This window comes from Erwinia sp. STN24, assembly GCF_041320675.1.
GTDB classification, from domain to species: domain Bacteria; phylum Pseudomonadota; class Gammaproteobacteria; order Enterobacterales; family Enterobacteriaceae; genus Erwinia; species Erwinia aeris.
In genome coordinates, this window is record NZ_JBGGPM010000002.1 from 158,551 (window position 1) to 184,333 (window position 25,783).

The 25,783-nt window shown below is 53.3% G+C and carries 28 protein-coding genes, 1 tRNA gene and 2 pseudogenes; 18 read left to right on the forward strand and 13 right to left on the reverse strand.

Annotated elements, in window-relative coordinates:
* Positions 1-229 precede the first annotated feature (229 nt).
* The 7 genes from ACA373_RS10970 to ACA373_RS11000 form a co-directional block, all read right to left on the reverse strand.
* Complete coding sequence (locus ACA373_RS10970) at positions 230-1,483, reverse strand: cytochrome c (protein WP_253454977.1); 1,254 nt, start codon at positions 1,481-1,483, stop codon at positions 230-232.
* Positions 1,484-1,489: 6 nt separating this feature from the next.
* Positions 1,490-3,259 carry a GMC family oxidoreductase gene (locus tag ACA373_RS10975; protein ID WP_125288500.1) on the reverse strand — a complete coding sequence of 590 codons (1,770 nt, stop codon included), beginning with the start codon at positions 3,257-3,259 and terminating at the stop codon, positions 1,490-1,492.
* A gap of 34 nt (positions 3,260-3,293) precedes the next feature.
* Positions 3,294-4,019 (reverse strand): gluconate 2-dehydrogenase subunit 3 family protein, encoded by a 726-nt coding sequence (locus ACA373_RS10980; protein ID WP_253454978.1) that lies wholly within the window; start codon positions 4,017-4,019, stop codon positions 3,294-3,296.
* Positions 4,020-4,323: 304 nt separating this feature from the next.
* Positions 4,324-4,818 carry a DUF1198 family protein gene (locus ACA373_RS10985; protein ID WP_253454979.1) on the reverse strand — a complete coding sequence of 165 codons (495 nt, stop codon included), beginning with the start codon at positions 4,816-4,818 and terminating at the stop codon, positions 4,324-4,326.
* A 98-nt stretch (positions 4,819-4,916) separates the two neighbouring features.
* On the reverse strand, positions 4,917-5,183 hold the full coding sequence (locus tag ACA373_RS10990; protein ID WP_253454980.1) for a hypothetical protein: 267 nt from the start codon (positions 5,181-5,183) through the stop codon (positions 4,917-4,919).
* A 193-nt stretch (positions 5,184-5,376) separates the two neighbouring features.
* Positions 5,377-6,336 (reverse strand): chemotaxis protein, encoded by a 960-nt coding sequence (locus ACA373_RS10995; protein WP_301252398.1) that lies wholly within the window; start codon positions 6,334-6,336, stop codon positions 5,377-5,379.
* 322 nt (positions 6,337-6,658) lie between these two features.
* Positions 6,659-7,024, reverse strand: a complete 366-nt coding sequence (locus ACA373_RS11000; RefSeq protein WP_253454982.1) for a helix-turn-helix domain-containing protein — start codon at positions 7,022-7,024, stop codon at positions 6,659-6,661.
* Between the two features lie 633 nt (positions 7,025-7,657).
* On the opposite strand from ACA373_RS11000, the gene ACA373_RS11005 reads away from it, so the two are divergent.
* The 4 genes and pseudogenes from ACA373_RS11005 to ACA373_RS11020 all read left to right on the forward strand — a co-directional run bounded on the left by ACA373_RS11005 (position 7,658) and on the right by ACA373_RS11020 (position 9,837).
* Entirely contained in the window at positions 7,658-8,440 is a 783-nt protein-coding gene (locus ACA373_RS11005) for an ATP-grasp domain-containing protein (RefSeq protein WP_370734500.1), read from the forward strand.
* Between the two features lie 253 nt (positions 8,441-8,693).
* Positions 8,694-8,828 (forward strand): hypothetical protein, encoded by a 135-nt coding sequence (locus tag ACA373_RS11010; protein WP_370734501.1) that lies wholly within the window; start codon positions 8,694-8,696, stop codon positions 8,826-8,828.
* Between the two features lie 465 nt (positions 8,829-9,293).
* Positions 9,294-9,398 (forward strand): annotated as a pseudogene (locus ACA373_RS11015) (DUF3289 family protein); the annotation flags it as partial.
* A gap of 19 nt (positions 9,399-9,417) precedes the next feature.
* Positions 9,418-9,837, forward strand: a complete 420-nt coding sequence (locus tag ACA373_RS11020; protein WP_370734584.1) for a DUF943 family protein — start codon at positions 9,418-9,420, stop codon at positions 9,835-9,837.
* 73 nt (positions 9,838-9,910) lie between these two features.
* Here the strand turns inward: ACA373_RS11020 and hxsD are convergent, their stop codons facing one another.
* The gene (gene hxsD, locus ACA373_RS11025) at positions 9,911-10,159 is read right to left on the reverse strand and encodes a His-Xaa-Ser system protein HxsD (RefSeq protein WP_370734502.1); all 249 of its coding nucleotides are present in this window, start codon (positions 10,157-10,159) and stop codon (positions 9,911-9,913) included.
* A 370-nt stretch (positions 10,160-10,529) separates the two neighbouring features.
* Here hxsD and ACA373_RS11030 point away from each other — a divergent pair.
* Positions 10,530-10,807: pseudogene (locus ACA373_RS11030) on the forward strand (tyrosine-type recombinase/integrase); the annotation flags it as partial.
* A 15-nt stretch (positions 10,808-10,822) separates the two neighbouring features.
* Here ACA373_RS11030 and ACA373_RS11035 read toward each other — a convergent pair.
* Positions 10,823-10,899: transfer RNA gene (locus tag ACA373_RS11035), tRNA-Arg, on the reverse strand.
* A 183-nt stretch (positions 10,900-11,082) separates the two neighbouring features.
* Between ACA373_RS11035 and folD the strand changes: the two genes are divergently transcribed.
* Positions 11,083-11,949 carry a bifunctional methylenetetrahydrofolate dehydrogenase/methenyltetrahydrofolate cyclohydrolase FolD gene (gene folD, locus ACA373_RS11040; RefSeq protein WP_253454987.1) on the forward strand — a complete coding sequence of 289 codons (867 nt, stop codon included), beginning with the start codon at positions 11,083-11,085 and terminating at the stop codon, positions 11,947-11,949.
* Positions 11,949-12,161, forward strand: coding sequence for a ribosome-associated protein YbcJ (gene ybcJ, locus ACA373_RS11045; RefSeq protein WP_301252378.1), 213 nt, complete (start codon positions 11,949-11,951; stop codon positions 12,159-12,161). Before folD ends, ybcJ begins: the two co-directional genes overlap by 1 nt.
* 91 nt (positions 12,162-12,252) lie before the next feature.
* On the opposite strand, the gene cysS is transcribed toward ybcJ, so the two are convergent.
* Positions 12,253-13,641 (reverse strand): cysteine--tRNA ligase, encoded by a 1,389-nt coding sequence (gene cysS / locus ACA373_RS11050; protein WP_370734503.1) that lies wholly within the window; start codon positions 13,639-13,641, stop codon positions 12,253-12,255.
* A gap of 231 nt (positions 13,642-13,872) precedes the next feature.
* On the opposite strand from cysS, the gene ppiB reads away from it, so the two are divergent.
* From ppiB to ACA373_RS11080, 6 genes are all read left to right on the forward strand, one after another.
* Positions 13,873-14,367 carry a peptidylprolyl isomerase B gene (gene ppiB / locus ACA373_RS11055; RefSeq protein WP_125288486.1) on the forward strand — a complete coding sequence of 165 codons (495 nt, stop codon included), beginning with the start codon at positions 13,873-13,875 and terminating at the stop codon, positions 14,365-14,367.
* A complete protein-coding gene (lpxH, locus tag ACA373_RS11060; protein ID WP_253454990.1) occupies positions 14,367-15,092 on the forward strand; it encodes a UDP-2,3-diacylglucosamine diphosphatase in 726 nt (241 codons plus the stop codon). Before ppiB ends, lpxH begins: the two co-directional genes overlap by 1 nt.
* A gap of 265 nt (positions 15,093-15,357) precedes the next feature.
* On the forward strand, positions 15,358-15,867 hold the full coding sequence (gene purE / locus ACA373_RS11065; RefSeq protein WP_253454991.1) for a 5-(carboxyamino)imidazole ribonucleotide mutase: 510 nt from the start codon (positions 15,358-15,360) through the stop codon (positions 15,865-15,867).
* A complete protein-coding gene (gene purK, locus ACA373_RS11070) occupies positions 15,864-16,943 on the forward strand; it encodes a 5-(carboxyamino)imidazole ribonucleotide synthase (RefSeq protein ID WP_369896314.1) in 1,080 nt (359 codons plus the stop codon). The genes purE and purK overlap by 4 nt, the downstream gene beginning before the upstream one ends.
* 159 nt (positions 16,944-17,102) lie before the next feature.
* The gene (locus tag ACA373_RS11075) at positions 17,103-17,330 is read left to right on the forward strand and encodes a hypothetical protein (RefSeq protein ID WP_253454993.1); all 228 of its coding nucleotides are present in this window, start codon (positions 17,103-17,105) and stop codon (positions 17,328-17,330) included.
* Between the two features lie 48 nt (positions 17,331-17,378).
* Positions 17,379-18,122, forward strand: a complete 744-nt coding sequence (locus tag ACA373_RS11080; protein WP_125288482.1) for a LuxR family transcriptional regulator — start codon at positions 17,379-17,381, stop codon at positions 18,120-18,122.
* On the opposite strand, the gene ACA373_RS11085 is transcribed toward ACA373_RS11080, so the two are convergent.
* From ACA373_RS11085 to ybbA, 3 genes are all read right to left on the reverse strand, one after another.
* Complete coding sequence (locus tag ACA373_RS11085; RefSeq protein ID WP_253454994.1) at positions 18,090-18,743, reverse strand: acyl-homoserine-lactone synthase; 654 nt, start codon at positions 18,741-18,743, stop codon at positions 18,090-18,092. The two genes, ACA373_RS11080 and ACA373_RS11085, sit on opposite strands and share 33 nt — an antisense overlap.
* 159 nt (positions 18,744-18,902) lie before the next feature.
* Complete coding sequence (gene ybbP, locus ACA373_RS11090) at positions 18,903-21,320, reverse strand: putative ABC transporter permease subunit YbbP (RefSeq protein ID WP_370734504.1); 2,418 nt, start codon at positions 21,318-21,320, stop codon at positions 18,903-18,905.
* Positions 21,317-22,003 (reverse strand): putative ABC transporter ATP-binding protein YbbA, encoded by a 687-nt coding sequence (ybbA, locus tag ACA373_RS11095; protein WP_301729874.1) that lies wholly within the window; start codon positions 22,001-22,003, stop codon positions 21,317-21,319. The genes ybbP and ybbA overlap by 4 nt, the downstream gene beginning before the upstream one ends.
* Between ybbA and tesA the strand changes: the two genes are divergently transcribed.
* From tesA to ACA373_RS11120, 5 genes are read left to right on the forward strand one after another with little or no spacing between them, the layout of a single operon-like run.
* A complete protein-coding gene (tesA, locus tag ACA373_RS11100) occupies positions 21,974-22,597 on the forward strand; it encodes a multifunctional acyl-CoA thioesterase I/protease I/lysophospholipase L1 (RefSeq protein ID WP_301729875.1) in 624 nt (207 codons plus the stop codon). The two genes, ybbA and tesA, sit on opposite strands and share 30 nt — an antisense overlap.
* A 31-nt stretch (positions 22,598-22,628) precedes the next feature.
* Positions 22,629-23,426 carry an SDR family oxidoreductase gene (locus ACA373_RS11105; protein ID WP_301252368.1) on the forward strand — a complete coding sequence of 266 codons (798 nt, stop codon included), beginning with the start codon at positions 22,629-22,631 and terminating at the stop codon, positions 23,424-23,426.
* Between the two features lie 54 nt (positions 23,427-23,480).
* Positions 23,481-24,338 carry a co-chaperone YbbN gene (locus ACA373_RS11110; RefSeq protein ID WP_370734505.1) on the forward strand — a complete coding sequence of 286 codons (858 nt, stop codon included), beginning with the start codon at positions 23,481-23,483 and terminating at the stop codon, positions 24,336-24,338.
* 53 nt (positions 24,339-24,391) lie between these two features.
* Positions 24,392-25,306 carry an SPFH domain-containing protein gene (locus tag ACA373_RS11115; RefSeq protein ID WP_370734506.1) on the forward strand — a complete coding sequence of 305 codons (915 nt, stop codon included), beginning with the start codon at positions 24,392-24,394 and terminating at the stop codon, positions 25,304-25,306.
* The gene (locus tag ACA373_RS11120) at positions 25,306-25,776 is read left to right on the forward strand and encodes an NfeD family protein (protein WP_253455000.1); all 471 of its coding nucleotides are present in this window, start codon (positions 25,306-25,308) and stop codon (positions 25,774-25,776) included. The genes ACA373_RS11115 and ACA373_RS11120 overlap by 1 nt, the downstream gene beginning before the upstream one ends.
* Positions 25,777-25,783 lie beyond the last annotated feature (7 nt).

Sequence of the window (25,783 nt, forward strand, 5' to 3'; positions counted from 1 at the left end):
AGTGGCGGAAAATACAGTGGAGTTCCGCTGTCACTGATTATTCATATTGATAAGCGATGCAAACGACGCAGCCTGGCGATCCTTGATAACCGTTTGATATATAGGTTAAAGGCGTAAAGCTGGCTAAATACACAGAAGTGGCCCGCATAACGTTGGATTTTTTTCTGATATAACGGGAAAGGCGGTTCAGGCATAAAAAAGGAGAGGCGTTGCGCCTCTCCTGTTACCGCTAGTGCTTCAGCGTTTCGCGCACTTTTTTCACGTCGTCGGCTTTCACCGCAGCGGCTTTATTGCTCCAGCCCTGACGGATAAAGGTAGCCAGCTGCGCGACCTCCTCGTCGTTCAGGCGGGCAGCAAAGCCCGGCATCGCCAGCGTGGAAGGCGCTTTCGCCGTAGAAGGCTGCTGTGCGCCGGCCAGAATGGTATGGATAAGCCCTGTCGGATCGCCTGCGTTAACGATAGTGGCCTGATCCAGCTGCGGGAAGACGCCAGGCGCGCCCTTGCCCGTCACAAAATGGCAGGCGCCGCAGTTATCCAGATAGAGACGCTCGCCGGTGGTCAGGTTTTTGGCCGCCGTCAGCTTAGCCTCCGTCGCGCTGGCCGCTTTGTCGTCACCGGCAGGCAGTGAAGGATTGCCGCCCAGGAACTTCAGATAGGCCGTGATCGCTTTCAGATCTGCCTCGCTCATATAAGAGGTGCTGTGCTCCACCACCGAGGTCATCTCGCCGCCTACCGCTGCCTTATCGTTGCGGCCCGTCGCCAGGTAATCGATGGTTTCCTGCTCCGTCCAGCGCGGTAAGCCGCGCAGCGAAGGCACTTCCCAGTCGTTCAGGCTGCCGCCGGCAAGGAAATCCTTGTCGCCACTGTCGAGCGCTTTTTCGTTCATGCCCAGTCCGCGAGGCGTGTGGCAGCTGCCGCAGTGACCCAGGCTTTCGACGATATAGGCGCCGCGATTAACCTCGGCCGAAGCGCCGCCAATCGGCCGGAAAGGCTTATCGGAAGCAAAGGCCCAGTTCCAGAAGCGCATGCCCCAACGCTGGCTGAACGGAAAGCTCAGATCGGTTTCCGGCGGCTGTTCCGCGCTCGGCTTCACGCCCTGCATAAAATAGACGTAAAGCGCGTGCATATCCTCGTCGCTGATTTTAGCGTAATCAGGATAAGGCATAGCCGGATACAGCCGTTTGCCGTCAGGCAGCACGCCTTTACGTACCGCGTCGGAAAACTGCTGTTCGCTGTAATTACCGATGCCATGCTCTTTATCCGGCGTGATATTGGTCGAATAAATGGTGCCCAGGTTTGACTCGATCGCCAGGCCGCCGGAAAAAGCCGGTTTGCCGGGCAGCGAGTGGCAGGCGCTGCAGTCGCCCAGGCGTGAAAGATACTCGCCCTGTTTAATCAGTTCGCCGTTGTCTGCCGGAGCCGCCAGCGCCGAACCTGCACTGAGCAGCACGGCATTGGCGAGTAAAAAATGTTTAATCTTCATCGTCGCTTACGCCTGTACCATTGGACCGGGATTTTTCAGATAGATATCTTTGATTGCCTGCGCCGCCATCAGCGTCAGCGCGCCGATGGTATCGGTCGGGTTCGCCTGGAAGTTTTGCGGGAAAGCGTTGCCGCCCGGCACAAAGACGTTATGCACATCCCAGCTTTGCAGATACTTGTTCAGCGCCGAGGTTTTAGGGTTATCGCCCATTACTGCACCGCCCACGTTATGGGTCGAGACGTATTTGGTCAGGTCAAAATGCGCGTCCATCGGCAGGAAGCTTTCGCTGTAGCTGTCCGGGTTCAGCTCTTTGGTGATGTTGCTGACCACGCCTTTCAGATACTGCTGCAGCTTCAGCTCATTCTGTTTCCAGTCGAAGGTCATACGCAGTAGCGGATAGCCGTATTCATCCTTGTAGTTCGGATCCAGATCGAGATAGATATCGCGATAGGACTGGCAGGTGGTGGTAATGCTGATTTTCATCGAATGGCCGTACCACTCTTCCAGCCCCTCTTTCCAGCCGGTTCCCCACGACGGCGTGCCTTTTGGCAGCGCGGTGCTGATTGGCGTGCCGGTAGCCTGCGAACTGTGAATTTTCGCGCCGCCGATAAAGCCCAGCGACGGGCCGTCAAAGTTGCCTGGCGAAATATCGTTAATCATCTGGCCGGTAGCGCCAGCCGTAGCGAACGGATTAAAGTTTTTGTCTTTGAAGAACAGCGTGGCGCCGCCGTTGCTCAGGAAAGCGTAGTTACGACCAATCACGCCCTCTTCGGTGATAGGGTTGTAAGGTTGACCGATGCCGGACAGCAGCATCAGGCGGACGTTACAGAACTGGAAGCTGCTCAATACCACGATTTTCGCGGGCTGGAAGCACTCGTTGCCCTGCGCATCGATATAAATCACGCCCTTAGCCGTTTTCTTATCGTCATGCAGCACCACTTTCATCACGTTGGCGTGCACTTCATAAGAGAAGTTATCCATGCGCTTAAGCGCATCCATAACGGCGGTCTGCGGCGAGGCTTTGGAGTAGTTCAGGCACGGATATTTACTGCAGTAGCCGCAGTAGTTACAGGGCGCGATCTGGTTGCCGTAAGGGTTGGTCCAGGCACGGGAAACGCAGGCGGACGGGTTAGGGAACGGGTGATAGCCGAGCTTTTTCGCCGCTTTCGCAAACATGCTGGTATTAAGCGTATCTTCCAGAGGCGGCAGCGGGTAAGGCTCTGAGCGCGGCCCTTCAAACGGGTCGCCGCCTTCCAGGATCTGCCCGCGCAGGTTGCCGGTATTGCCGGACTGGCCGCAGATATTTTCAAATTTGGTGTAATACGGCTCGATTTCATCCCAGGTGAACGGGAAATCCATGATGCGCATATCTTCCTGCAGGATGCCTGGCTTGTAGGCCTGATCCGCATAGGTTTTCAGCTTCAGATCGGTTGGCGTTGGACGGATCAGCACCGCCGTCCAGTGCAGGCCGGAACCGCCCACGCCCGTACCTGGCGCAAAAGCGCCCCATTTACGCGTCGGCAGCGCCGTCTGGCTCATGTTGTAACGCACGGTCACCGCCGCTTCCGCCGGGGTCGCCATCACTTTATTACGCACGGCGTAGGCGTATTCATCGGCCGGTTTAGGATAGGCGAACTCTTCATATCCCCGATCGCCGCCGCGTTCCAGCGCGCGCACTTTTAATCCGGCCATCGCCAGCTCGATGCTCATCAGCGAGCCAGCCCAGCCCAGGCCGACGACTACAACGTCGACTTCTTCTTTATTGATTGTTGCCATTTTTAATCCTGCCAGTCTGTAATCAGAGAAAAACTCAGGCTCGCTCGCCTTTAATGCTTATCGGGCCCAGCGGATACGGCACGTTGTGCTGCTTCACCCATTCCATATAGCTGGCGCGCGCGCCGGGGAAGCCGATGGCAATCCAGGCTTTCATCCCTTTATTGCCGCCATACATCGGATCGGAGAGGTAGCCATGCTTGGTATTGGAGAGTAATTCGCTGAAGAATTGCGATCCCTGCAGGGCGCTTTCGCCCAGGTCGGCAAAGACGATCTGGTTTTTCTGCACCTGAGTCAGTACGGCTTCACGATCGGCTATTTCCAGCTCGTGGAACGCCTTCTGATGCTGCTGCTGGCACCAGCTGTTGACCAGCCGAATACCGGTTTGCAGGATTTGCTGCGGACGGAACGGGATTTGATACCCCATGGTGGCCGGCGCATGAGGGTTGAACGGCCCCTGCATATAGATTTCGCTGCCCATATCGCCATGCATTTGCTGATCGATAAAAATCGGCACGTTGGTTTCCAGCGCGCCTGGCGCCTTGCCTTTGCCACCGGCCGGGATCAGGCGATCGCAGGCGGCCATCACGAATTGCCATTCGTCGGCAGAAAAAAAGATGGGTTTATAATCGAGCAGCTCGGGTGCGGCCATTTCAGCAGCCTGCGCCGCCGTTAATCCTTTAAAGACCAGCTCGCCGAGCGGTAATGCTAACAGCGACCCCAGTAAAAACTTGCGCCGGGTAGTTTCTTTTTGTAGCAACATAACATTACGACTCTCACATGATAATAAAATGTAATTTGAGTTAATAGATTTTGTTATCGACCAGAAAAAAAGTAATGTTATGGATAAAATTATTTCTAAATGTAAAAATTAAACTCTAATTATTTTTAGTTAAGCTTTATAACTTTGTTATAAAACTGCAATAGAATTGATACCCGAGTGTTGTGTACAAAAAAAGCGCTTCGCCATTACTTTCCTGCCCGATTAAGGCACTATTTCCTTATAACCGCTTAAAAATAATTCAGATAAGTGATAATGCCCACACTGAACAGACGGAAAAAATTATTCAGTGGTGATGAGAATGAGAATGAATCGATACCACGTTATTGCTTCCGTTCTCCACAGTATTGCTATCGGGTGCGAACCGGGCGTTATAGCGCAGGCGAAATGCGTGCATTTCCTGCGCGTCCGGCTCCAGCTCGCGTAAAAATTTCAGCGCCAGCCGAACGTGTTCACTGGAAAGCTCGGTCGGCAGCCAGGCTTCGCGCAGTACGCCACGCCAGAAAGCGATATTTTCTTCCGATTCATCCACCAGGCAAAGCTGCCAGATTAGCAGCACGCTTGCCGCATTGCTTAAATGCGCCTCGTTATCGCGAGAAAGATAGGCAACAAACTCTTCTCCGGCCGTCCGCCCCATCAGGCTGAGCAATGATTCAACGTAGACCGGATCGATATTCAGCCGCTTCGTCAGCGCGCTGGTCGCGCGGCGGGATCGTGAATTCAGCACGCGAAAGCCAATAATAAAAACCACCACCAAAGTCAGAAGCATCAGCCAGATCATTTTTTTACCGGGAATTGCGGGCACAGGGGGCGTCAGAGTAACAGCAGCAATGTGGCGAGGCAACCGCGTAGAAAAGCTGCCCGCAGGCAGCTTAAGCGCTACTTTTGCCAGCTGGCGCGATGGTCGACGCAGGCCGCGACCGCCAGCCTTAACGCCGCTTCGGGCGTTTCCTCCGCCAGCGGCACGCTCAGCTCGTCTACTTTCGTCCAGACGGCCCAGGACAGCTGCCCGATTTGGTGCTGCAATGAGATATGCACCAGAACCAGCGCGGCGCGTCCGGTTTGATCGGCCAGAATAGCGTATTTGAGAAATTCGCCCTGTTCGTCATTAAGATAAAGAACTTTTATTTGTTCCAGCATTGTCATCCTGATCTCCTTATGGTCTGACAGCGGCTGAATAATAAATGACTTCCTCTTCTTTACCTACAGATAATGTTCTGGCGCATCGTCCGGCATTTACTGACATTAATATAAACTTTAAAGAAGCAGTATTTTTTTATTTCGCCTTATCAGCACGTCATTGTTATCAGGCGGCCTGTTAACCGCCGATAATAACAAATCAGTTACCGGCTTCTTCCAGCACTTTGTGGATCACGGCGGAAAGCTCGTTGATCTCAAATTTAGCCACGTAGCCGTTGGCGCCGACTTTACGCACGTGGTCTTCGTTAGCGCTGCCCGAAAGCGAAGAGTGGATCACTACCGGGATATTTTTCAGGCCCAGATCGCTCTTGATATTGCGCGTTAAGGTAAAACCGTCCATTTCCGGCATTTCAAGGTCGGTTAATACCATCGCGATTTTGTCGTGAATGGAAACGCCTTCCGTCATCGCCTGCTGCGCCATCAGCTTGATTTTTTCCCAGGCTTCGAGGCCCGTGGTGTGCATAACGGCAGGGATGCCCATCACCTTCAGACCCTGCTCCAGCATCTGGCGCGCGACCTTAGAGTCTTCCGCTACGATAGCGACCGATCCGGGCCTGATATTAAACTCTTTCACCTTAACGTCTTCTGCTTTTACGTCCCGCACGGAAGGAATAACGTCATGCAGGATCTGCTCTACGTCCAGCACCATCGCCATGCTGTTAGTTTTGTCATCCAGACAGGCAATGCTGGTGATATTACGGCTGCTGATACCGGATTCTGCCGTATGGATCTGGCTCCAGTTGAGGCGTACGATATCGTCCACGGATTCCACGGCGAAAGCCTGCGTGCTGCGGGCATATTCGGTAACCAGCAGCAGGTTTAAGCCTGTTTCCGGCGTGCAGCCTGCAACGGCCGGCAGATCGATAACCGGGATAAACTGGCCGCGAATGTTCGCCATGCCCAGCAGAGGTGATTTCATACCCGCCGCTTTGGTAATAGTCGGCATAGGGACGATTTCGCGCAGCTTAAACACGTTAATACCGAAAAGTTCTGATTTCGCATCGTTCTGATCTGAGCCTAAACGGAATAACAGAAGCTCAAACTTGTTGGATAAGGCGAGATTCGCTCTCTCATCAATCTCTTTCTGGAAATTATCCATTACTACCTCTGGGTTGCCTGACTGTTTGTACGCTGGTAAGCGGCGCACAACGGCACGCGGCTTATCACTCTGTGAGTGTTATCGGCACCGGTGAAGAAAAGTACAGGGCAACAAAGAAAGGGTGAACCGAATTAATTACTAAGCGTTAAAGCCAGACAGCCGCAGCGCAGGGAATCAACGCCGGGCCTTACCGGCTCACGGGTTGACTGACTGAACGACTGACAATAACTGCTGACAATGACTGAATGAATGACGGCGGCTGGCCGAGTGATTCTGTGTCGTGACGATTATGTATAAGGTACTGGCTTGATAACGTCTTTAACTAACGGTTAGTCCGACAGCAGTCCGGGCCGTTTTTTAGCGCATTGTATTTTCTGAAGGCGGCTGGCGGCTTATGGTATTTTTTAGCAAAAATACGGGTAAAGGTCTGCTGAGATTCATAGCCGTATTTTTGTGAGATAGTCATCACCGTTTCGGTGGTTTTAATTAAGTCCCCTGCCGCCAGCGCCAGTTTGGTGTCGCGAATGTAGTTGCCCAGATTTTTGCCCATCACGCGCTGAAACATCCTCTGCAAATGCCATTTTGAATAGCCTGCCTTTTCCGCCACGTCGTCGATTTTTAACGGCCGATGGATGTTGGCGTCTATCCAGGCCGCCAGCTCATAAATGATGATCTGCTCTCGCTGCATTGTCTTTTCTCTTCTGCCGCTATCGTCTTTAGTATGTTGTAATTAAATAGAGTTATATGCCGGTTTTAGCTTGTTCAGGGCTTATATAGCCATAGCGTGAGGAAGCATAGCAGCTAAGGTTCGGGACATTTATAGGCCATATGGAGTTAAAGCTATGAATGCTGCTCATTAATCGGCAACGTGCTGATGGCAGCAATGTTTCCCCTGCCGCCGATAAAAAATTTGCCTCAGCCATTTTCTTTCCCGCCTGCCACTTAGCGCACGCCCTGCTTACCCAATATTTCTGAGTACGGTTCATTTTGGCAGGGTAAAAAATGCCGCTACAGCATTAAGTGCTTTTGCCGCTGGCCGATGCCGCTTTGCTTATCGTCAAAACAGCGTTATAAATATTGCTGCCTTGAGCGGCCTGGTAAATAGCTGCCAGCATACTCATCTCAGGAGCTTCCGTGCCTTATTTAATACTCGGTTTCCCTTTCTGGCCATTGGGCTGGTATTAGTTTATTCAGGCCGGAGGAAAAAAGAGAAAAATTACTTTGTTCCCGCTTTCGTGATGCCGATCGCCGCTTTTGTCAATATCGTTATCGGGCTGGGTATGGGCTAAAGGACTGCTTGTGCAAAGAAAAGGAGAATTCGATGCAAATTATCTATCCCAGCGAGTTATTTCAACCAAAACGTCCTGATGAAGCCTTTGCGCAAGAGTATTATTGCGCGCGTGAAAAAGGTCTGCATTGCCTGCTGTTGTCGTCAGATGCGGCGGCTATGGGCGATTATCATTTTTCCTCGCCTTTTCTGTCCGACCACATAATTTGGCGCGGCTGGATGATGTCGGCACCGGAATATCGGCAGCTGCATCATGCCGTAACCGTGCGTGGGGCCGCGATGATGACGTCGCCAGAAGAGTATCTTCGCTGCCATCATTTGCCGGGCTGGTATAATCTTTGCCGCGATTTCACGCCGGAAACGAGAGTTGTTCATCCCGATGTAGATTTTGATGCCCTGCTGGCTGAGCTACAGTGGCCCGTCTGTTTTGTCAAAGACTACGTAAAATCTTTAACCACGTCCCGAGGATCGGTTGCGCATAACGCCAATGAGATCCGCGAGATTGTTCAGCTGCTGAAAAAATTTCGTGGCGAAATCGAAGGCGGTATTTGCCTGCGTCGTTTTGAATCTTTTAAACCTCACAGTGAAAAGCGCTATTTTGTGCTGAACAAACAGGTTTACGCCGCCGACGGCGATGTATCGACAAGCGTAAGAGAGATAGCCAGCCGGATAGACAGCTCGTTTTTTACGATAGATATGATTGAGAATACGCTCGGAGAACCACGGCTGGTGGAAATTGGCGACGGGCAGGTTTCAGATCTTAAGGAGTGGCCGGTCACGCGGTTTGTAGAGATGCTGGCGAAGCAGATGGAATAAATTCAATAATATAAGGATAGAGAGTTATGGCCTGGATCTACAATGTAATAACCAAGAAATTCTCCCGCAATGGCGACTATAAATTTAGCGCTGAGTATGCGGGATCGCCGGGTTACATAGACAACCCTGATGATGAGTGCGTTAAGAATAAAGGGCCGCTGCCGCGCGGCAATTATCATATAACTGGCCCGGTTGCAGTTCACCCTACGGCAGGAAGATATGTTATCAGGTTTAATCACATAGCGGGAACAACATGTGCGGGCGTGAGGGTTTTTTGATTCATGGTGGTAATGGCAGAGGAACCGCATCCAATGGCTGTATTATTTTGATGCGGGGATACAGGGAAAAGATAATAGAAAGCGGCGATAAGGAGCTGATTGTACAATGAAAAAATTCACAACCGCTCTTCTTATATTGCTGCTCAGCGCTTGCGCATTAAATAGCTCAGAGGATAAGCTTTACAGAAAGGTGTTAATGGCCATTAATGAACAGAAAACCGAAAAATTCTCTGATACGGATTACGAGAACATATTAGAGTACTTATCTAAAGGACAGGATCGCTGGATAAATCCTTACCCTGCGCTCGACAAAGAACCCTTTTTAAGCATCACTTATTTTCAGGAAGGATTACATATTTCGATGGCTGAAGCATTGATAAACAATACCACAGGAACATTACAATATCTCAACAAAGACAATATCGAGCATATTTGCGGAATTCCCTTTATTGAACCAACAGTTGAAGAAATAGATGTATATTACATTAAAGCACGAGCGGCGCTGAAAGCAGCTTCTGCTAAAAGCGGTTGGAAGGAACTTTGTATTTTACAACTTGAAAATTCATACTCTGGATTTCAGAATATGGTTCGTCCTACAGAGGGCAAAGCATTTTGCTCAAAAGCCATTTTTTACAAATTTTGAAGCAACCATAACATTGACAGGAGAAAACAATATTTAAATATAAAAGGATTGGAGCAATTTTAGTTTTTTTAATATCAGCATATTGCATATGGATTGCTGTAAGGCCAACCAAAATAGTCAGAGTAGATAATGGTGCTGTTTTTGTAGAGCACTTACCAATGACTACTGAAGGAAAACTAAAATGGTGGTTAAAAAACAGAGAATTACTTCAGAATAAATCTCAAATTATTAACACTCCTGATAACTTCACAGTTATCGTCATGAATTTCAATGGTTACGAGAAACTTCCCAAAGGCACCAGAGATGGTTCAATAGATGACTATACCTGCTTTGATGATACGAATGGCGAGCATAATAATTGTGTGTATAACAGCATAGCATTTGTTGTTAGAGGAAGCATAGATGGAAAAGCATTTATAAATATAGGTGATAAAACGTATATCCAGAGCTCTGATGGCAAGGTATCCTTAAAATAACAAAACAGGATACTTTGCATAAAAATACATTATAGTTTAGATAATCTACCTTAACAGTTGAATAGTATCGGATTCATTGAGCAAGTCTCAAATTGATGCTCCTCAGAACATTGTCGATGATCAAAGTTCTAACTTCTCCAGTGTGTACCTGAAGCTTCTCCCTGAACCTGGAGTCATTCAGGATCTGCTCAAACTCTAATTTAACCTCGTCATTAAACGTCTCAATCGATACCAGCCAATTCTGCTCGTCTTCCTTGAGCTTCCAGCTAATAATAGTACTCATCCAATAAAGTCCATTTCTGATTACCCATTCAGAAACCATTTTTCTATGTTTTTTTTCACAACATTACCATCCCGAAAGTGATGCGACAAAAAGGAGAAACTTAACTTACTAGTTTCAAATCATAAAATTGCTAAGTAAATTAAATTTAAACATAAAAAACAACCTGTTGTTAAGTATAGGGTTTCATATAAAAGTTTGAAGGTAGTTCTTATTGCCTGTATTCGAATCCACTTTTATTAATATCTTTTTTTCCGAAAACTTCACAGAAAACGAAAATAAGATTATACAGTTTATTGTTTTGCGCGTAGATGTGCAACCGTGATACCCATTTAAGGTATGAGATGAGAAAATGATTAAGAGGAGTGATTTATTGACTGAAATTCAGCAAGAATATGTGCCTCCGGTCAAAAACACTGCATGGCGGGCAGCGTTAATCAGGAAGGCATTAAGGATTTCCGCTTTCACGATTTGCAACACACCTGGGCGAGCTGGCTCATTCAGGCCGGAGTGCCGTTGTCTGCGCGGCAGGAAATGGGCGGCTGGGAAAGCATTGAGATGGTACAGCGTTACGCTCATCTGGCACCGAACCATTTGACCGAGCACGCACGCCATATTGACGCTATTTTCAGGGTGTCTGTCCCAAATCTGTCCCACGGTGAAAATATGAAGACAGGAAAAGGCGAGTAAGTCATTGAAAAGTAATGGTACGCCCTACAGGATTCGAACCTGTGACCTACGGCTTAGAAGGCCGGTGCTCTATCCAACTGAGCTAAGGGCGCATGGGGAACAGGGTCGGATTATACGGCGCGAAGCCGTCGAGTCAACGATTTTGCTTACTAAGCCAATCTGTTGCTGCACTATTGAACAGCCCGCTCCGAATCTGTGCCTGACAGCGGCGCGCGCTTCTGCCAGAATAGGCGCCATCTCCCGTTTCAACTCAACACAGATGGATCCTCTCTCTGATGGCAGCAAAGATTATTGACGGTAAAACGATTGCGCAGCAGGTGCGCCTTGAGGTTGCAGAAAAAGTGCAGCAGCGTCTGGCCGCGGGTAAACGCGCGCCTGGCCTGGCGGTGGTACTGGTAGGTGAGAACCCGGCTTCACAAATCTACGTGGGCAGTAAACGCCGTGCCTGTGAAGAAGTGGGCTTTATCTCCCGCTCTTACGATTTGCCGGCCTCCACCAGCGAAGCGGAGCTGCTGGCGCTGATCGATAAGTTGAACAACGATAGCGAAATTGACGGCATTCTGGTGCAGCTGCCGCTCCCGGCAGGCATTGATAACGTAAAGGTGCTGGAGCGCATCTCGCCGTCAAAAGACGTCGATGGATTCCATCCTTATAACGTTGGTCGCCTGTGCCAGCGCGCGCCTAAGCTGCGTCCCTGTACGCCGCGCGGCATCGTCACGCTGCTAGAGCGTTATAACATTGACACCTTTGGCCTGAACGCCGTGGTGGTTGGCGCGTCCAATATCGTTGGTCGTCCAATGAGCATGGAGCTGCTGCTGGCAGGCTGCACCACTACCGTTACCCATCGCTTTACCAAAAACCTTCGTCACCATATCGAACATGCCGATCTGTTGGTGGTGGCCGTAGGTAAACCAAACTTTATTCCTGGCGACTGGATCAAGCCTGGCGCGATCGTGATTGACGTGGGCATTAATCGTCTGGAAAGCGGCAAAGTGGTTGGTGACGTAGATTTTGCTGCAGCTTCCGAGCGGGCAGCTTATATTACGCCGGTTCCAGGCGGTGTTGGCCCAATGACCGTGGCAACGCTGATTCAGAATACCCTGCAAGCCTGCGAAGAATTTCATGATGGAGCAGTACAATAATGGCAACTTTTTCTCTGGGTAAACATGCCCACGTCGATTTATGCGATCTGCTGAAGCTGGAAGGTTGGGTGGAAAGCGGCGGTGCGGCAAAAGACGCAATCGCGGACGGCCAGGTTACGGTAGATGGCAAAACAGAAACCCGTAAACGCTGTAAAATCGTTGCGGGCCAGACCGTCAGCTTTAACGGCAACAGCATCACCGTCGCTGAGTAAAGTCAGCTGCAGGCTGCATTTTAAAAGCTGAGCGGTCGGTGAAGAAAGTAAAAACCATTCAGGAGCCAATTGGCTCCTGAACTTTTTTAGCTTATTTACGACGCCAGCTGGTTCCCTGCGGGCCGTCTTCCAGCACGATCCCCATTTCGACCAGCTTGTCACGCGCCAGGTCAGCCTGCGCCCAGTTTTTCTCTTTACGTGCATCCAGGCGCATTTTGATCAGCGCTTCGATCTCGGCGACCTCATCGTCGTTACTTTGCGCACCGCTCTGCAAAAAGACTTCAGGATCCTGTTCCAGCAGGCCCAGCACGCCAGCCAGCTGACGCAGTTTTGCCGCCAGCCCGTTTGCGGCCGCCCTGTCTTCGGTTTTCAGGCGGTTAACGTCGCGCGCCATATCAAAGAGCACGGAATAGGCTTCCGGCGTGTTGAAATCGTCGTCCATCGCCTCGCGGAAACGGGCTTCAAAAGCCTCGCCGCCCACGGCTTCAGCCTGCGGATCGGTGTTGCGCAGCGCGGTATAAAGCCTTTCCAGCGCCGCGCGCGCCTGCTTCAGGTTATCCTCGCCGTAATTCAGCTGGCTGCGATAGTGGCCCGACATCAGGAAGTAGCGCACGGTCTCGGCATCGAAATAGCCCAGCACGTCGCGCACGGTAAAGAAGTTGTTCAGCGACTTGGACATCTTTTCACGGTCAACCATCACCATGCCGGAATGCATCCAGTAGTTGACGTAGGGGCCGTCATGCGCGCAGGTAGACTGGGCGATTTCGTTTTCATGATGCGGGAACATCAGGTCGGAACCGCCGCCGTGAATATCGAAGTGCTCGCCAAGCCGCTTGCAGTTCATGGCGGAACATTCAATATGCCAGCCCGGACGCCCCTCGCCCCACGGCGAAGGCCAGCCCGGCTCATTGGCCTTGGACATTTTCCACAGCACAAAATCCATAGGATTACGTTTAACGTCGGCGGCCACCTCAACGCGCGCGCCGGCCTGGAGCTGTTCCAGATCCTGACGCGACAGCAGGCCGTAATCGGCGTCGCTGGCAACAGAGAACATCACGTCGCCGTTGCTGGCGACGTAAGCATGGTCGCGCTCAATAAGCTTGCTGACCAGTTCAATGATGTCGGCGATATGGTGCGTAGCGCGAGGTTCCAGATCCGGCGGCAGAATATTCAGCGCGGCGAAGTCAGCGTGCATTTCCGCGATCATCCGATCGGTCAGCACGTCGATAGTTTCGCCGTTTTCGTTGGCGCGCTTGATGATTTTGTCATCAATATCGGTGATGTTACGCACGTACTTCAGCGAGTAGCCTAAATAGCGCAGATAGCGGGCGACCACGTCAAAGGCAATAAAGGTGCGCCCGTGACCAATATGACACAGGTCATAGACGGTGATGCCGCACACGTACATGCCGATTTGACCGGCATGAATAGGCTTAAATTCCTCTTTTTGACGACTCAGGGTGTTGAAAATCTTTAGCATTGAGACATTCCGTTTTTAACGTGTGCGATCGTGATAGTAACAGGCATATTCTGCCGTATTGTTAACGCAAGCGCCACGCAAAGCAAGGTTCGGCACGCTTCCGTTTATGCGGCGGTGCTGACTCGTCATCACATTTTGTGATATAAGAGCCCTCTATTTTATCGCCTGTCAGCCTGATTATTCCGCTGACGGCAGCTAAATCCACCCCTTCAACCTTTACAGGATGAGAATATGGTCACTTTCCAGACTAACCATGGCGATATCGTTATCAAAACCTTTGACGATAAAGCGCCTGAAACTGTTAAAAACTTCCTGGATTACTGCCGTGAAGGTTTTTACGACAACACCATTTTCCACCGTGTTATCAACGGCTTTATGATCCAGGGCGGCGGTTTTGAGCCTGGCATGCAGCAGAAAGCCACCAAAGCGGAAATCCGTAACGAAGCCAACAACGGCCTGAAAAACACCAAAGGCACGCTGGCGATGGCCCGTACCCAGGCGCCACACTCCGCGACCGCGCAGTTCTTCATTAACGTGGCGGACAATGACTTCCTGAACTTCCGTGACGAAAGTCTGCAGGGCTGGGGCTACTGCGTCTTTGCTGAAGTTGTGGAAGGTATGGACGTGGTTGAGAAAATCAAAGCCGTTTCTACTGGCCGCAGCGGAATGCATCAGGACGTGCCAAAAGAAGACGTCGTGATCCAGAAAGTCACCGTTAGCGAATAATGTCGCATACGCTGTTTATCGCAGATTTACATCTGTGTGAAGAAGAACCGGCAATCACTGCCGGTTTTCTTGCTTTTTTGCGGCGTGACGCGCGTCAGGCCGATGCACTGTACATCCTCGGTGACCTGTTTGAGGCCTGGATTGGCGATGACGATCCCAATCCGCTTCACGCCAAAGTCGCCGCCGCGCTTGATGAATTAAGGCTGGCGGGCGTTCCCTGCTACTTTATTCACGGCAACCGCGATTTCCTGCTCGGTCAGCGCTTTGCAAAATCATGCGGTATGCGGCTGCTGCCGGAAGCGCAACGGCTGGAGCTGTATGGTCGGCCGCTGCTGATTATGCATGGCGACACGCTGTGTACTGATGACGAAGGCTATCAGCGCTTTCGCCGCAAGGTCCATCAGCGCTGGCTGCAAAAGCTTTTCCTGTCGCTGCCGCTGTCGCTGCGCCAGCGTATCGCTCAGAAAATGCGTGCTGGCAGCAAGCAGGCCAACAGCAGCAAAACGATGGCGATTATGGACGTCAATAACGAAGCCGTTACCTATACGATGAGCCGCTATCAGGTGCAGTGCCTTATTCATGGCCATACGCACCGCCCCGCCGTTCATACGCTCACCGTTAACGGTCTGCCCGCCGAACGCGTGGTGCTGGGCGCCTGGCACACGGAAGGATCGATGATCCGCGTAACCTCATCCGGAACGGAACTGATCGCTTTTCCCCTGTAAATTCTTCCCATATTGCGTCGACCAAAACGCTTGCTGTCTGAGCTACGCCAAAAGCCTCCCGGCTTAACGTTCCGGCATCTGATGCAGTGGCTTTAAGCCTGCTGCTGGTCAGCTGACAGGCGCGAAGTTCCCCATTCCGTGATGCGATTGAACCGACGCAACCGTTTTCCTGCCCGGTGAGTCATGCTATTCTCTCAGCCCTTCCTGTCTGGCTGACCGACCAGCTTTCAGACACTGTTTGTATAATCACAGGAGTCACACCCGCATGTCTTCTACTGCCGCACCGGCCCGCATCGCCATTGTAATGGGTTCTAAAAGCGACTGGGCAACCATGCAATTCGCCGCGGATATTCTCACCAGCCTGGCCGTTCCTTTTCATTGTGAAGTGGTTTCAGCGCACCGTACGCCGGACAAGCTGTTCAGCTTTGCGGAACAGGCCGCAGAGAACGGTATTCAGGTTATTATCGCCGGCGCTGGCGGCGCGGCGCACCTGCCCGGCATGCTGGCGGCGAAAACGCTGGTGCCCGTGCTGGGCGTACCGGTGCAGAGCGCGGCGCTGAGCGGCGTTGACAGCCTTTACTCCATTGTCCAGATGCCGCGCGGCATCCCGGTCGGCACGCTGGCTATCGGTAAAGCAGGCGCGGCTAATGCGGCGCTGCTGGCCGCACAAATCCTGGCGCTACACGATGCGGAGTTAAACCAGCGTCTGTCCGCCTGGCGTCAAAGCCAGACTGACGAAGTTCTGAATAACCCGGATCCGCGGGAGGAAGCATGAAGCCAGTCTGCGTATTAGGAAATGGTCAGCTGGGGCGGATGCTACGCCAGGCTGGTGAACCGTTGGGAATAGCCGTTTATCCTGTCGGGCTGGATGCGGAACCGGAAGCGCTGCCTATCCAACAAAGCGTGATCACGGCGGAAATCGAACGCTGGCCGGAAACGGCGCTGACGCGTGAACTCTCGCATCATAATGCCTTTGTAAACCGCGATATTTTTCCGCTGCTGGCCGATCGTCTGACGCAAAAACAGCTGCTGGATCGGCTGAACCTGGCTACCGCGCCCTGGCAGCTGCTGAGCGATGCCGCGCAGTGGCCCGATGTTTTCGCCAGGCTGGGCGAGCTGGCTATCGTTAAGCGCCGTACGGGCGGCTACGATGGTCGCGGCCAGTGGCGTTTACGGCAGAACGATGTCGCTTCCCTGCCTGCGGATTGCTACGGCGAGTGCATTGTGGAACAGGGCATTAATTTTTCCGGCGAGGTGTCTCTGGTTGGCGCTCGCGCTCATGACGGCCGCACGGTTTTCTATCCCCTCACCCACAATCTGCATCAGGACGGTATTCTGCGCGCCAGCGTGGCGTTACCGACGCCGGATGCGGAACGTCAACAGCAGGCTGAAAGTATGCTGGCCGCTATTATGAACGAGCTGGACTATGTAGGCGTTATGGCCATGGAATGCTTTGTGGTGCCGGAAGGACTGCTGATTAACGAGCTGGCGCCCCGCGTGCACAACAGCGGCCACTGGACGCAGAACGGCGCTTCCATCAGCCAGTTCGAGCTGCATCTGCGCGCCATTCTGGATCTGCCTTTGCCTGCGCCCGTCGTCAGCACGCCGTCGGTTATGATTAACCTGATCGGCACGGCAGTTAACCTTGCGTGGCTGGAGCACCCGCTGGTTCGCCTGCACTGGTATGAAAAAGAAGTGCGTCCGGGACGCAAGGTAGGGCACCTGAACCTTTGCGATACCAGCCGTGAATCGCTTCAGCAGGCACTGAGCGCGCTGGCGCAGGATTTACCTGCCGATTATGCTGAAGGCATTGCCTGGGCAAACACCCATCTGAAAAAAGACAGTGCTTAACTGTACTTAAGTATGGCTATTAATTTGTTGGTGAAAGTCGTATTGTATTGGCGAACAAAACAATAAATACATAATACTATTAAGTAATTAGAAGTTTTTTTTGCCAACACCAAGGGAACCACTCTCAGATTTTCTGGATAAACACGTAAATTTTGCTTCATGATTGACGTGTCAGGGTCTGGTTTGGTTCTCCTCCCTCGCTTCTCTCATCAAATTGTGCCCTTACGTCAACACCCTGTTTCTTCAGCTTCCATAAAAAGTTACTATGATTTTTCGGCTGCGCCGGACGTGCTGAACATTATTCCGCCATTTACTTTAACGCCGCTCATCTACGGCAGCCTGTCTGAGCAGGGTGCATCGTTAGGTCTGGCTTTAAAAACATGGTAAAGTCGGCTATTGACGATGGAAGCCCCACTTTCTCAGGGAGATAATTACATGTCTAAATCATATTTTAGTAATCAGGTTATCAATTCCTCCATAAAAGATTACCTTGAGAGGAAACTGACTCAGTTCAGTAACGTTAAGTATGCCTATGCGATTATGAGTAAACGCAACCCTGCGGATTTCTCTATAATTTCTAACAGGCCGGAATGGTTTCAGGTTTATGTCGAAAACAACTTTCAGTTTATCGATCCCGTTCTGATCACGGCGCTTTACCGTGTTTCGCCCTTCTCATGGGACGAAAACATTATGCTGAACAAGGGCGTCAAGGTTCCTAAGCTTTTTGATATGGCGCGTAACCACAATATCATCAACGGCTATACGTTTGTTCTTCACGACCACAATAACAATCTTGTCGTGCTCTCAATCATGCTGGACGAGCACTGTGACGATAATATTGAAGAAGTGATCCAGACGAATAAAAGCAAATTGCAAATGCTGCTGATTAACGCCCATGAAAAGCTGACGGAGCTGTATCAGGAGCAGGCAAGAAAAACTGATTTTGATGAAATGAACACGCGGGAAATATTCTCTAAAAGAGAGAATGAGATTATTTACTGGGCCAGCGTGGGCAAATCCTACCAGGAAATCGCGTTAATTCTGGGCATCAAGCTCACCACGGTTAAATATCATATTGGTAACGCGGTGAAAAAGTTGGGCGTTACCAATATGAAACATGCCATCAGATTAAGCATTGAGCTACAGCTAATCAGGCCGGTGCTGACTGACGGGGAATGAGAGCGGCCAGGCATCCAGGGCCATTGTTAACTCGGGTGCCTTAGATTTTACCAGGTCAATCAATATACGCTGGTTATCATCATCTACAGGCATAAAGATCAGGAATATCTTTTCTTTTTTCTCGGAAAGACTTTGTGCCTCTACCGAAACCTTCCAGCCAGAACGCTTAAAAATGAGATACATAGGATGGCTGACGATGGCGTATATGCCGTCATATTTATAGTGCCGGGCATAATTAATCATCGATAAAAAAAGCAGCGCGCTGACGGGTTTCTCACGCAGCTTTAACATCGTCATCCGCTCTTTATCGATAAACAGACGGCTGGCCTCTACGTAGTTCCCTTCGGGAAGCGTAAAATCTTTAAACCATGACCGGAACGTGCCGGTAATCATATTCGGGTGTTGGGTTTCTATAAAGCGAAGGCTACAAACGCAGGTATCCTGGTGGACGCCAAAAACATAAGTGGTTTGTTCATTATCATATTCATCGAACTCCATCTCATCCTGGCTGTTGACCATCCAGTTGAGTCTGTCTTTAAATACTCTTTTTCTTAAACCAAATAGCTCAGTTGACTTCATTTCAGAGAGATGACGATATTTTATATCCAGCAGATCCAACATTTCAGCTATTTCCCTATTCCACTATCTACGTTATTTATGACCTTTATCACAGCCCGCAGGAAAGCAAAACCGGTCAGGCGAAACGATTCAGAGGTTCCCGGTCGCCTCAGAATACGAAAGAAAATAAATGATAAAGGCCGATACATATCGGCCTTTATTCTACGCTGCGTTATACCCTCTGAACAATGCCTTTCCTTTAAGTAACCTTATGCCTAACCAGCCGCCGCACAGCGACAGTAAACAGGTGCCGGCCAGAGGCAACGTTACCCACAGGAGATAGTCGGGCTGCCACGGGAAATCAAACACCTTACGCTGCAGACCCCACAGCGCCGCCTCGGCGCCCAGCGTGGCGGCGATGCCGGAGACGCAGCCCAGCAGCGCAAACTCGCACCACAGCGTGTGCCTCAGCAGCTTTTTACCGGCGCCCAGCGTTCGATATACCACCAGCTCCTGCCTGCGCTGACGCATCCCGACCTGTATCTGCGCCAGCAGCAGTAAAATACCGCAGGCGGTGACCAGCACGACCATGATCTCCAGCGCCTGGCTCACCTGCGCCAGCACCTGCCCTATTTGCCGCAGGATAGTGCCGATATCCAGCAGGCTGAGCGTAGGAAAGGCACGATTCAGCTGCGCCAGCAGCGCATTATCATGATCAAGCCGAAAGCTGGTCAGCCAGGTTTGCGGCTGTCCCTCCAACGCGCCGGGCGGAAAGATAAAGAAAAAGTTGGGCTTGAGGCTTTCCCAGTCCACTTTGCGCAGACTGGTAATTTTTGCAGAGAAGGTTTGCGTATCGCCGGTGAAGGTCAGCGTATCGCCAGGCTTAACGCCCAGCCTCTCCGCCAGCGCTTCTTCTATCGAGACTTCGCCCGTCCGGGGCGGCCAGCTACCGGCAACCAGCGGATTATGGTCGGGCAGCTTTTCAAGCCAGGTCAGGTTAAGCTCGCGGTTCAGCGCGTTATCCAGCGACGGATCGGCAGGCTGCTGATTAATCGAGGTTAGCCGCGCTCTGACAATCGGATAAAAAGTCTGTGGCTGGATATGATGTTGCTCCAGGAAAGCACGCACCGGCGAGATTTGCTCCCCGGTTAAATTAAGCAGGAAATAATTAGGGCTGTCGGGCGGGAGCTGCTGCTGCCAGCGATCGAGCAGATCGCCGCGCATAACCAGCAGCAGAGCCAGCAGCATAAAAGAAAGCGAAAAAGCGGCCAGCTGGCTGAAGGTCGCCGAGGGCTGACGCAGCAGTCGGTTAACCGCCAGCCGGAAAGCCAGGTTACGCACGCGCAGCCGCCGCAGCAGCAACAACGCGCCCCACCCCAGCCCGCCCAGCAGCAGCGTCAGTAGCAGGATGCCGGCGATCAGCGCCCAGAGCAGCCTGCTGCCGCCGACCAGCAGTGCAAGCAGAACCACTATCGTCAGCGCCATTATCGGAAGATAAAATTTCAGCGGCCAGACGGAAGCGATGACATCGCGCCGCAGCACCCGCAGCGGCTGGGTAGCCAGCAACAGCCGATAGGGCCGCAGGCCAACCAGCAGGGAAATGGCAAACAGCGATCCCGTTGCCCACAGCCAGGGCCAGAAACTGGCCGCAGGCAGTTCGCCCGGCAATACCGGCCGCAGCATTTGCAGCAGCAGCGCCTCAAAGCCTTTTCCCACGATGCCGCCGCAAAGCGCCGCCAGCAGCAGCACGGCCAGCCACTGACCGACAATCAGTTTGCGCAGGGCCGCTCTGTTGGCGCCCAGCGTCTTCAGCACGGCAACCAGATCGTAACGGCTGCGGCAGTAGTGGTTCATGGCGACAACCACGGCGGCAATCGCCAGCATCAGCGTCAGCAGCGCTGAAAGCAGTAAAAATTGCTGCGCGCGCTGCATCGATTTGCCGAGGGCGTCCTCTGAGTTTTCCACGCTGATCCAGCGCTGTTCGGGCTGAATACGCGCCGCGATAAAGCGGTCGTAGTTCGCCAGCTGCGAAGCCGTCCCGGCAAATTTATAACGCCATGTCACCCGGCTTCCCGGCTGAATGGCGCCGGTCTTTGCCACATCCGCCAAGTTCATTAACAGACGCGGCGCGGTCTGAAAGGGGTTAAATCCCGCGTCGGGTTCCTGAATGACCTCTCCGGCTACGTGCAGCGTGGCATCGCCCACATCCAGCTTGCTGCCCGCCTTCACGTCCAGCAGCGCCAGCAGCCGAGGCGCGGCCAGCACGGTGCCCGCCACGGGACGCAGCCCGGCGGGTTCGGTAGCAAGCTGGCCGAACATCGGATAACGGTCGTCCACGGCTTTTACGGCAGCCAGCTGCGGCGTGTCGCTGGCGAAGGTCATGGTCATAAACGTCAGCTGACGGCCCACCTGCAACCCTTCGCGGCGCGCCTCATCCAGCCAGGCTTGCGGCACCTCGCGCGAGCTTTGCAGCGTGCGGTCGCCCGCCATATAATCGCGGCTTTGCTGGGTCAGCCCTTTTTCCATCCTGTCGCTGAGCGATCCCAGCGCCAGCACGCAGGCCACCGCCAGCGTTAGCGCCAGCCAGACAATCAGCAGCGAAGGCGATTTCCATTCCCGCCAGAACCAGCGCCAGATCATACTTCCTCCTGAAGTTTGCCATCGCGCATTCTTAAGCGGCGATCGCAGCGGGCGGCCAGCTGCTCGTCATGAGTCACCAGGATCAGCGTGGTGGCAAAATCGCGATTCAGTGAAAACAGCTGCTCGACGATCCGTTCGCCCGTCTGGCGATCGAGATTACCGGTCGGCTCATCGGCGAACAGCAGCGCCGGACGTCCGCTAAAGGCACGCGCTAACGCCACGCGCTGCTGCTCGCCGCCGGAAAGCTGCGACGGCAGATGGCTCAGGCGCGCCGACAGCCCCAGCTGGCCCAGCAGGTTTTTCGCCTGTTCGCGGCTTTGCGCATCGCTTTCGCCGCGCAGCAGCGCTGGCAGCTGCACGTTTTCCAGCGCGTTCAGCGTCGGCACCAGCATAAAAGACTGAAACACAAAGCCGACGCTTTTAGCACGCAGCGCTGCCCGCTGTTCCTCATCCATCTGATGTAAAGGCGACCCCAGCAGAAAAACTTCGCCTTCGCTGCCGTCGTCCAGACCGGCCAGGATCCCTAACAGCGTCGACTTCCCGGAACCGGACTCGCCGATTAGCGCGATGGTCTCGGCCGGTTTGACAACCAGCTCAACTCCGGTAAGGATGGAAAGCTGATGCTCACCCTGACCGACGGACTTACTAAGACGATGAACTTCAAGAATGTTTTCCGCTGGCATTACCTTATCCTGTTATTTTTGGCTCTGACGACGCTGCGTGCGGCGGCGGCGGACAAATTGCTGGTGCTGGGCGACAGCCTTAGCGCGGGCTATCGCATGTCCGCCAGCGCCGCGTGGCCAGCGTTACTCAATGATAAATGGCAGAAATCTCCCGTCATTATTAACGGTAGCATAAGCGGCGATACGGCGGCGCAGGGTCTGGCCCGACTGCCCGCTTTGCTGCAGCAGCATCAGCCTCGCTGGGTGCTGATTGAGCTGGGCGGCAACGACGGGCTGCGCGGTTTTCCTCCTCAGCAGCTGGAGCAGGAACTGCGGCAAATTATTCGCCTGGTGAAAACGGCTGGCGCACAGCCGCTGCTGATGCAGGTTCGCCTGCCGCCTAACTATGGCCGTCGCTATACCGAAGCATTCAGCGACGTTTACCCCAGACTGGCGAAAGAGTTTTCTCTGCCGCTGCTGCCCTTTTTTATGGAGCGGGTCTATCTGAAGCCGGAATGGATGCAGCAGGACGGCATTCACCCGAATCCTGATGCGCAGCCCTTTATTGCCGATCAGATGGCAAAAGCGCTGGCTCCGCTAGTTAACCATGAGTAACCGAGATTGCAGATCGCCTACAGGTAAAGTTATGCAAAAAACAGTTGTTATCACCGGCTGCTCCAGCGGGATCGGCCTGGTCGCCGCCAACGATCTGCTGCGACGCGGCTACCGTATTCTGGCCGTCTGCCGTAAACCGGAAGACGTGCAGCGCATGGACGAGCTGGGTTTTACCGGCGTCGAAATGGATCTGAACAGCAGCGAAAGCGTTATCCGCGCGGCAGAGCAGATCCTTGCTTTAAGCGATAACCGGATTTTCGCGCTGTTTAATAACGGCGGCTATGGCGTTTACGGCCCGCTTACCGCAATTAGCCGTCAACAGATGGAACAGCAGTTCGCCACCAACTTTTTCGGCACGCATCAGCTGACGATGCTGCTGCTGCCGGCTTTACGCGCCAGCGGCGACGCGCGCGTTATCAATACCAGCTCGGTAATGGGCCTGATCGCCACGCCGGGACGCGGCGCCTACGCGGCCAGCAAATATGCGCTGGAAGCCTGGTCCGACACGCTGCGCATGGAGCTGCACGGCAGCGGCGTTCAGGTCAGCCTGATTGAGCCAGGCCCGATCAAAACCCGTTTTACCGACAATGTGAATCAGGCCGAACGGGAGAAACCGGTAGAAAATCCCGGTATCGCCGCCCGCTTTACGCTGCCGCCGGAGGCGATCCTGCCGAAGCTGCGCCACGCGCTGGAGAGCCCGCGACCTCGCTTACGCTATCCTGTAACGATGGTCGCTCACGCCATCACGCTGCTGCGGCGTATTTTGCCGGGCCGGATGCTGGATCGCATTTTGCGCGGTAAACCGACGCAGACGCCAACAAAACCTTGAAGCCAAAGCATCCGCCCCAATAAAGTAAGAAACCCGGAATAAAGAGACGAATTCATGTCATCACAAGCTGTTATTGTCACCATTAACGAAAGCAACCTGCATCAGACGCTTGAGCAGTCGATGCAGATCCCCGTGCTGTTTTACTTCTGGTCTGCGCGCAGCCAGCACTGTCAGGAGCTGACGCCGCTGCTGGAGCGCCTGGCGCAGGAGTATGCCGGTCAGTTTATCCTTGCCGAGCTGGACTGCGATGCGGAGCCTGCCGTTGCCCAGCAGTTTGGCCTGCGCGCCATTCCTACCGTTTATCTGTTCCAGAACGGTCAGCCGGTAGACGGTTTCCAGGGCCCGCAGCCGGAAGAAGCCGTGCGCGCGCTGCTGCACAAGGTGCTGCCGAAAGAAGAAGAGCTGAAGGCGCAGCAGGCCATGCAGCTGGTGGAGGAAGGTAAGCCGCTGGAAGCGCTGCCGCTGCTGAAAGAAGCCTGGCAGTTAAGCAACCAAAACAGCGAAATGGGCTTTCTGCTGGCCGAGGTGTTAATCAGCCTGAACCGCAGCGATGAAGCGCAGGCGGTGCTGGACGTGGTGCCGTTACAGGATAAAGATACCCGCTATCAGGGACTGATCGCCCAAATCGACCTGCTGAAGCAGGCGGCCGATACGCCGGAAATTCAGCAGCTGCAGCAGCAAATTGATGCCGATCCTGACAACCCTGAACTGGCGACCAGGCTGGCCGTTCAGCTGCATCAGGTCGGCCGCAACGAAGAGGCGCTGGCGCTGCTGTTCGGCCATTTGCAAAAAGATTTAGGTGCGGCGGACGGCCACGCGCGCAAGATCCTGCAGGAGATCCTGGCGGCGCTGGGCACGGGCAATGCGCTGGCCGCAAAATACCGTCGCCAGCTCTATTCCCTGCTTTACTAACAAAGCATCCGGGCTGAATGGATCAGCCCGTTTTTCAACAACCCGGAGGTTATATGTTGACTGTTATTCCCGTTATTATTCTTGTCGCGCTGGTGATTGTCTGGTCCGGCATCAAAATTGTGCCGCAGGGCTACCAGTGGACGGTCGAACGTTTTGGCCGCTACACCAAAACGCTGCAGCCCGGCCTTAACCTTCTGGTGCCCTTTATGGATCGCGTTGGTCGCAAGATCAACATGATGGAACAGGTGCTGGATATCCCCTCGCAGGAAATCATCTCGAAAGATAACGCCAGCGTGACTATCGATGCCGTCTGCTTTATTCAGGTAATCGACTCGCCACGCGCGGCCTACGAGGTCAGCAACCTTGAGCTGGCTATCGTGAATTTAACCATGACCAATATGCGTACCGTACTGGGCTCGATGGAGCTGGACGAGATGCTGTCGCAGCGCGATAACATCAACACCCGGCTGCTGCGTATCGTGGATGAAGCGACCAACCCGTGGGGCGTCAAAATTACCCGCATTGAAATTCGCGACGTGCGGCCACCGGCCGAGCTGATTGCCTCTATGAACGCGCAGATGAAGGCGGAACGTACCAAGCGCGCCGATATTCTGGAAGCGGAAGGCGTCCGCCAGGCCGCGATCCTGCGTGCGGAAGGCGAGAAGCAGTCACAGATCCTGAAAGCGGAGGGCGAGCGCCAGTCAGCTTTCCTCCAGGCCGAGGCGAGGGAACGCAGCGCAGAAGCCGAAGCACGCGCCACCAAAATGGTTTCAGAAGCCATCGCCGCCGGGGATATTCAGGCCATCAACTACTTCGTGGCGCAGAAATACACCGATGCGCTGCAGAAGATTGGCACCTCACAAAGCAGCAAAATGATTATGATGCCGCTGGAATCGTCAAGCCTGATCGGTTCGGTCGCTGGCATCGCCGAGCTGCTGAAGGAAACCAAAAAAGACAGGCAAAGCTGATGGCGAGCGAACTGTTCGCCAATCCTGCCTGGCTGTGGCTGACGCTGGGCGGCATCCTGCTTGCGGCAGAAATGCTGGGCGCCAGCGGCTATCTGCTCTGGAGCGGCGTCGCTGCCGTGCTGGTCAGCCTGCTGGTCTGGCTGGTGCCGCTGCCCTGGGAGTGGCAGGGTTTATGCTTTGCCATCCTGACCATCCTTTCCGCGCTGTGGTGGTATAGCTGGCTGCGCGGCCGGGATCGTAAGCAGCCGCCCTCCTCGCTTAACCAGCGCGGCAGCCAGCTGATTGGCTCTGCGCTACGGCTGGAGGAAGCGCTGCACGACGGTATAGGGCATATTCGCGTTGGCGACAGCAGCTGGCGCGTCCAGGCTACGGAAAACCTTCCTGCCGGTACGCCGGTTACGGTGGTGGCGGTGGAAGGGATTACGCTGCGGATCGTCAGGCGAGATCCCAACAACGAGCAATCGGCGTAGCCCTTTC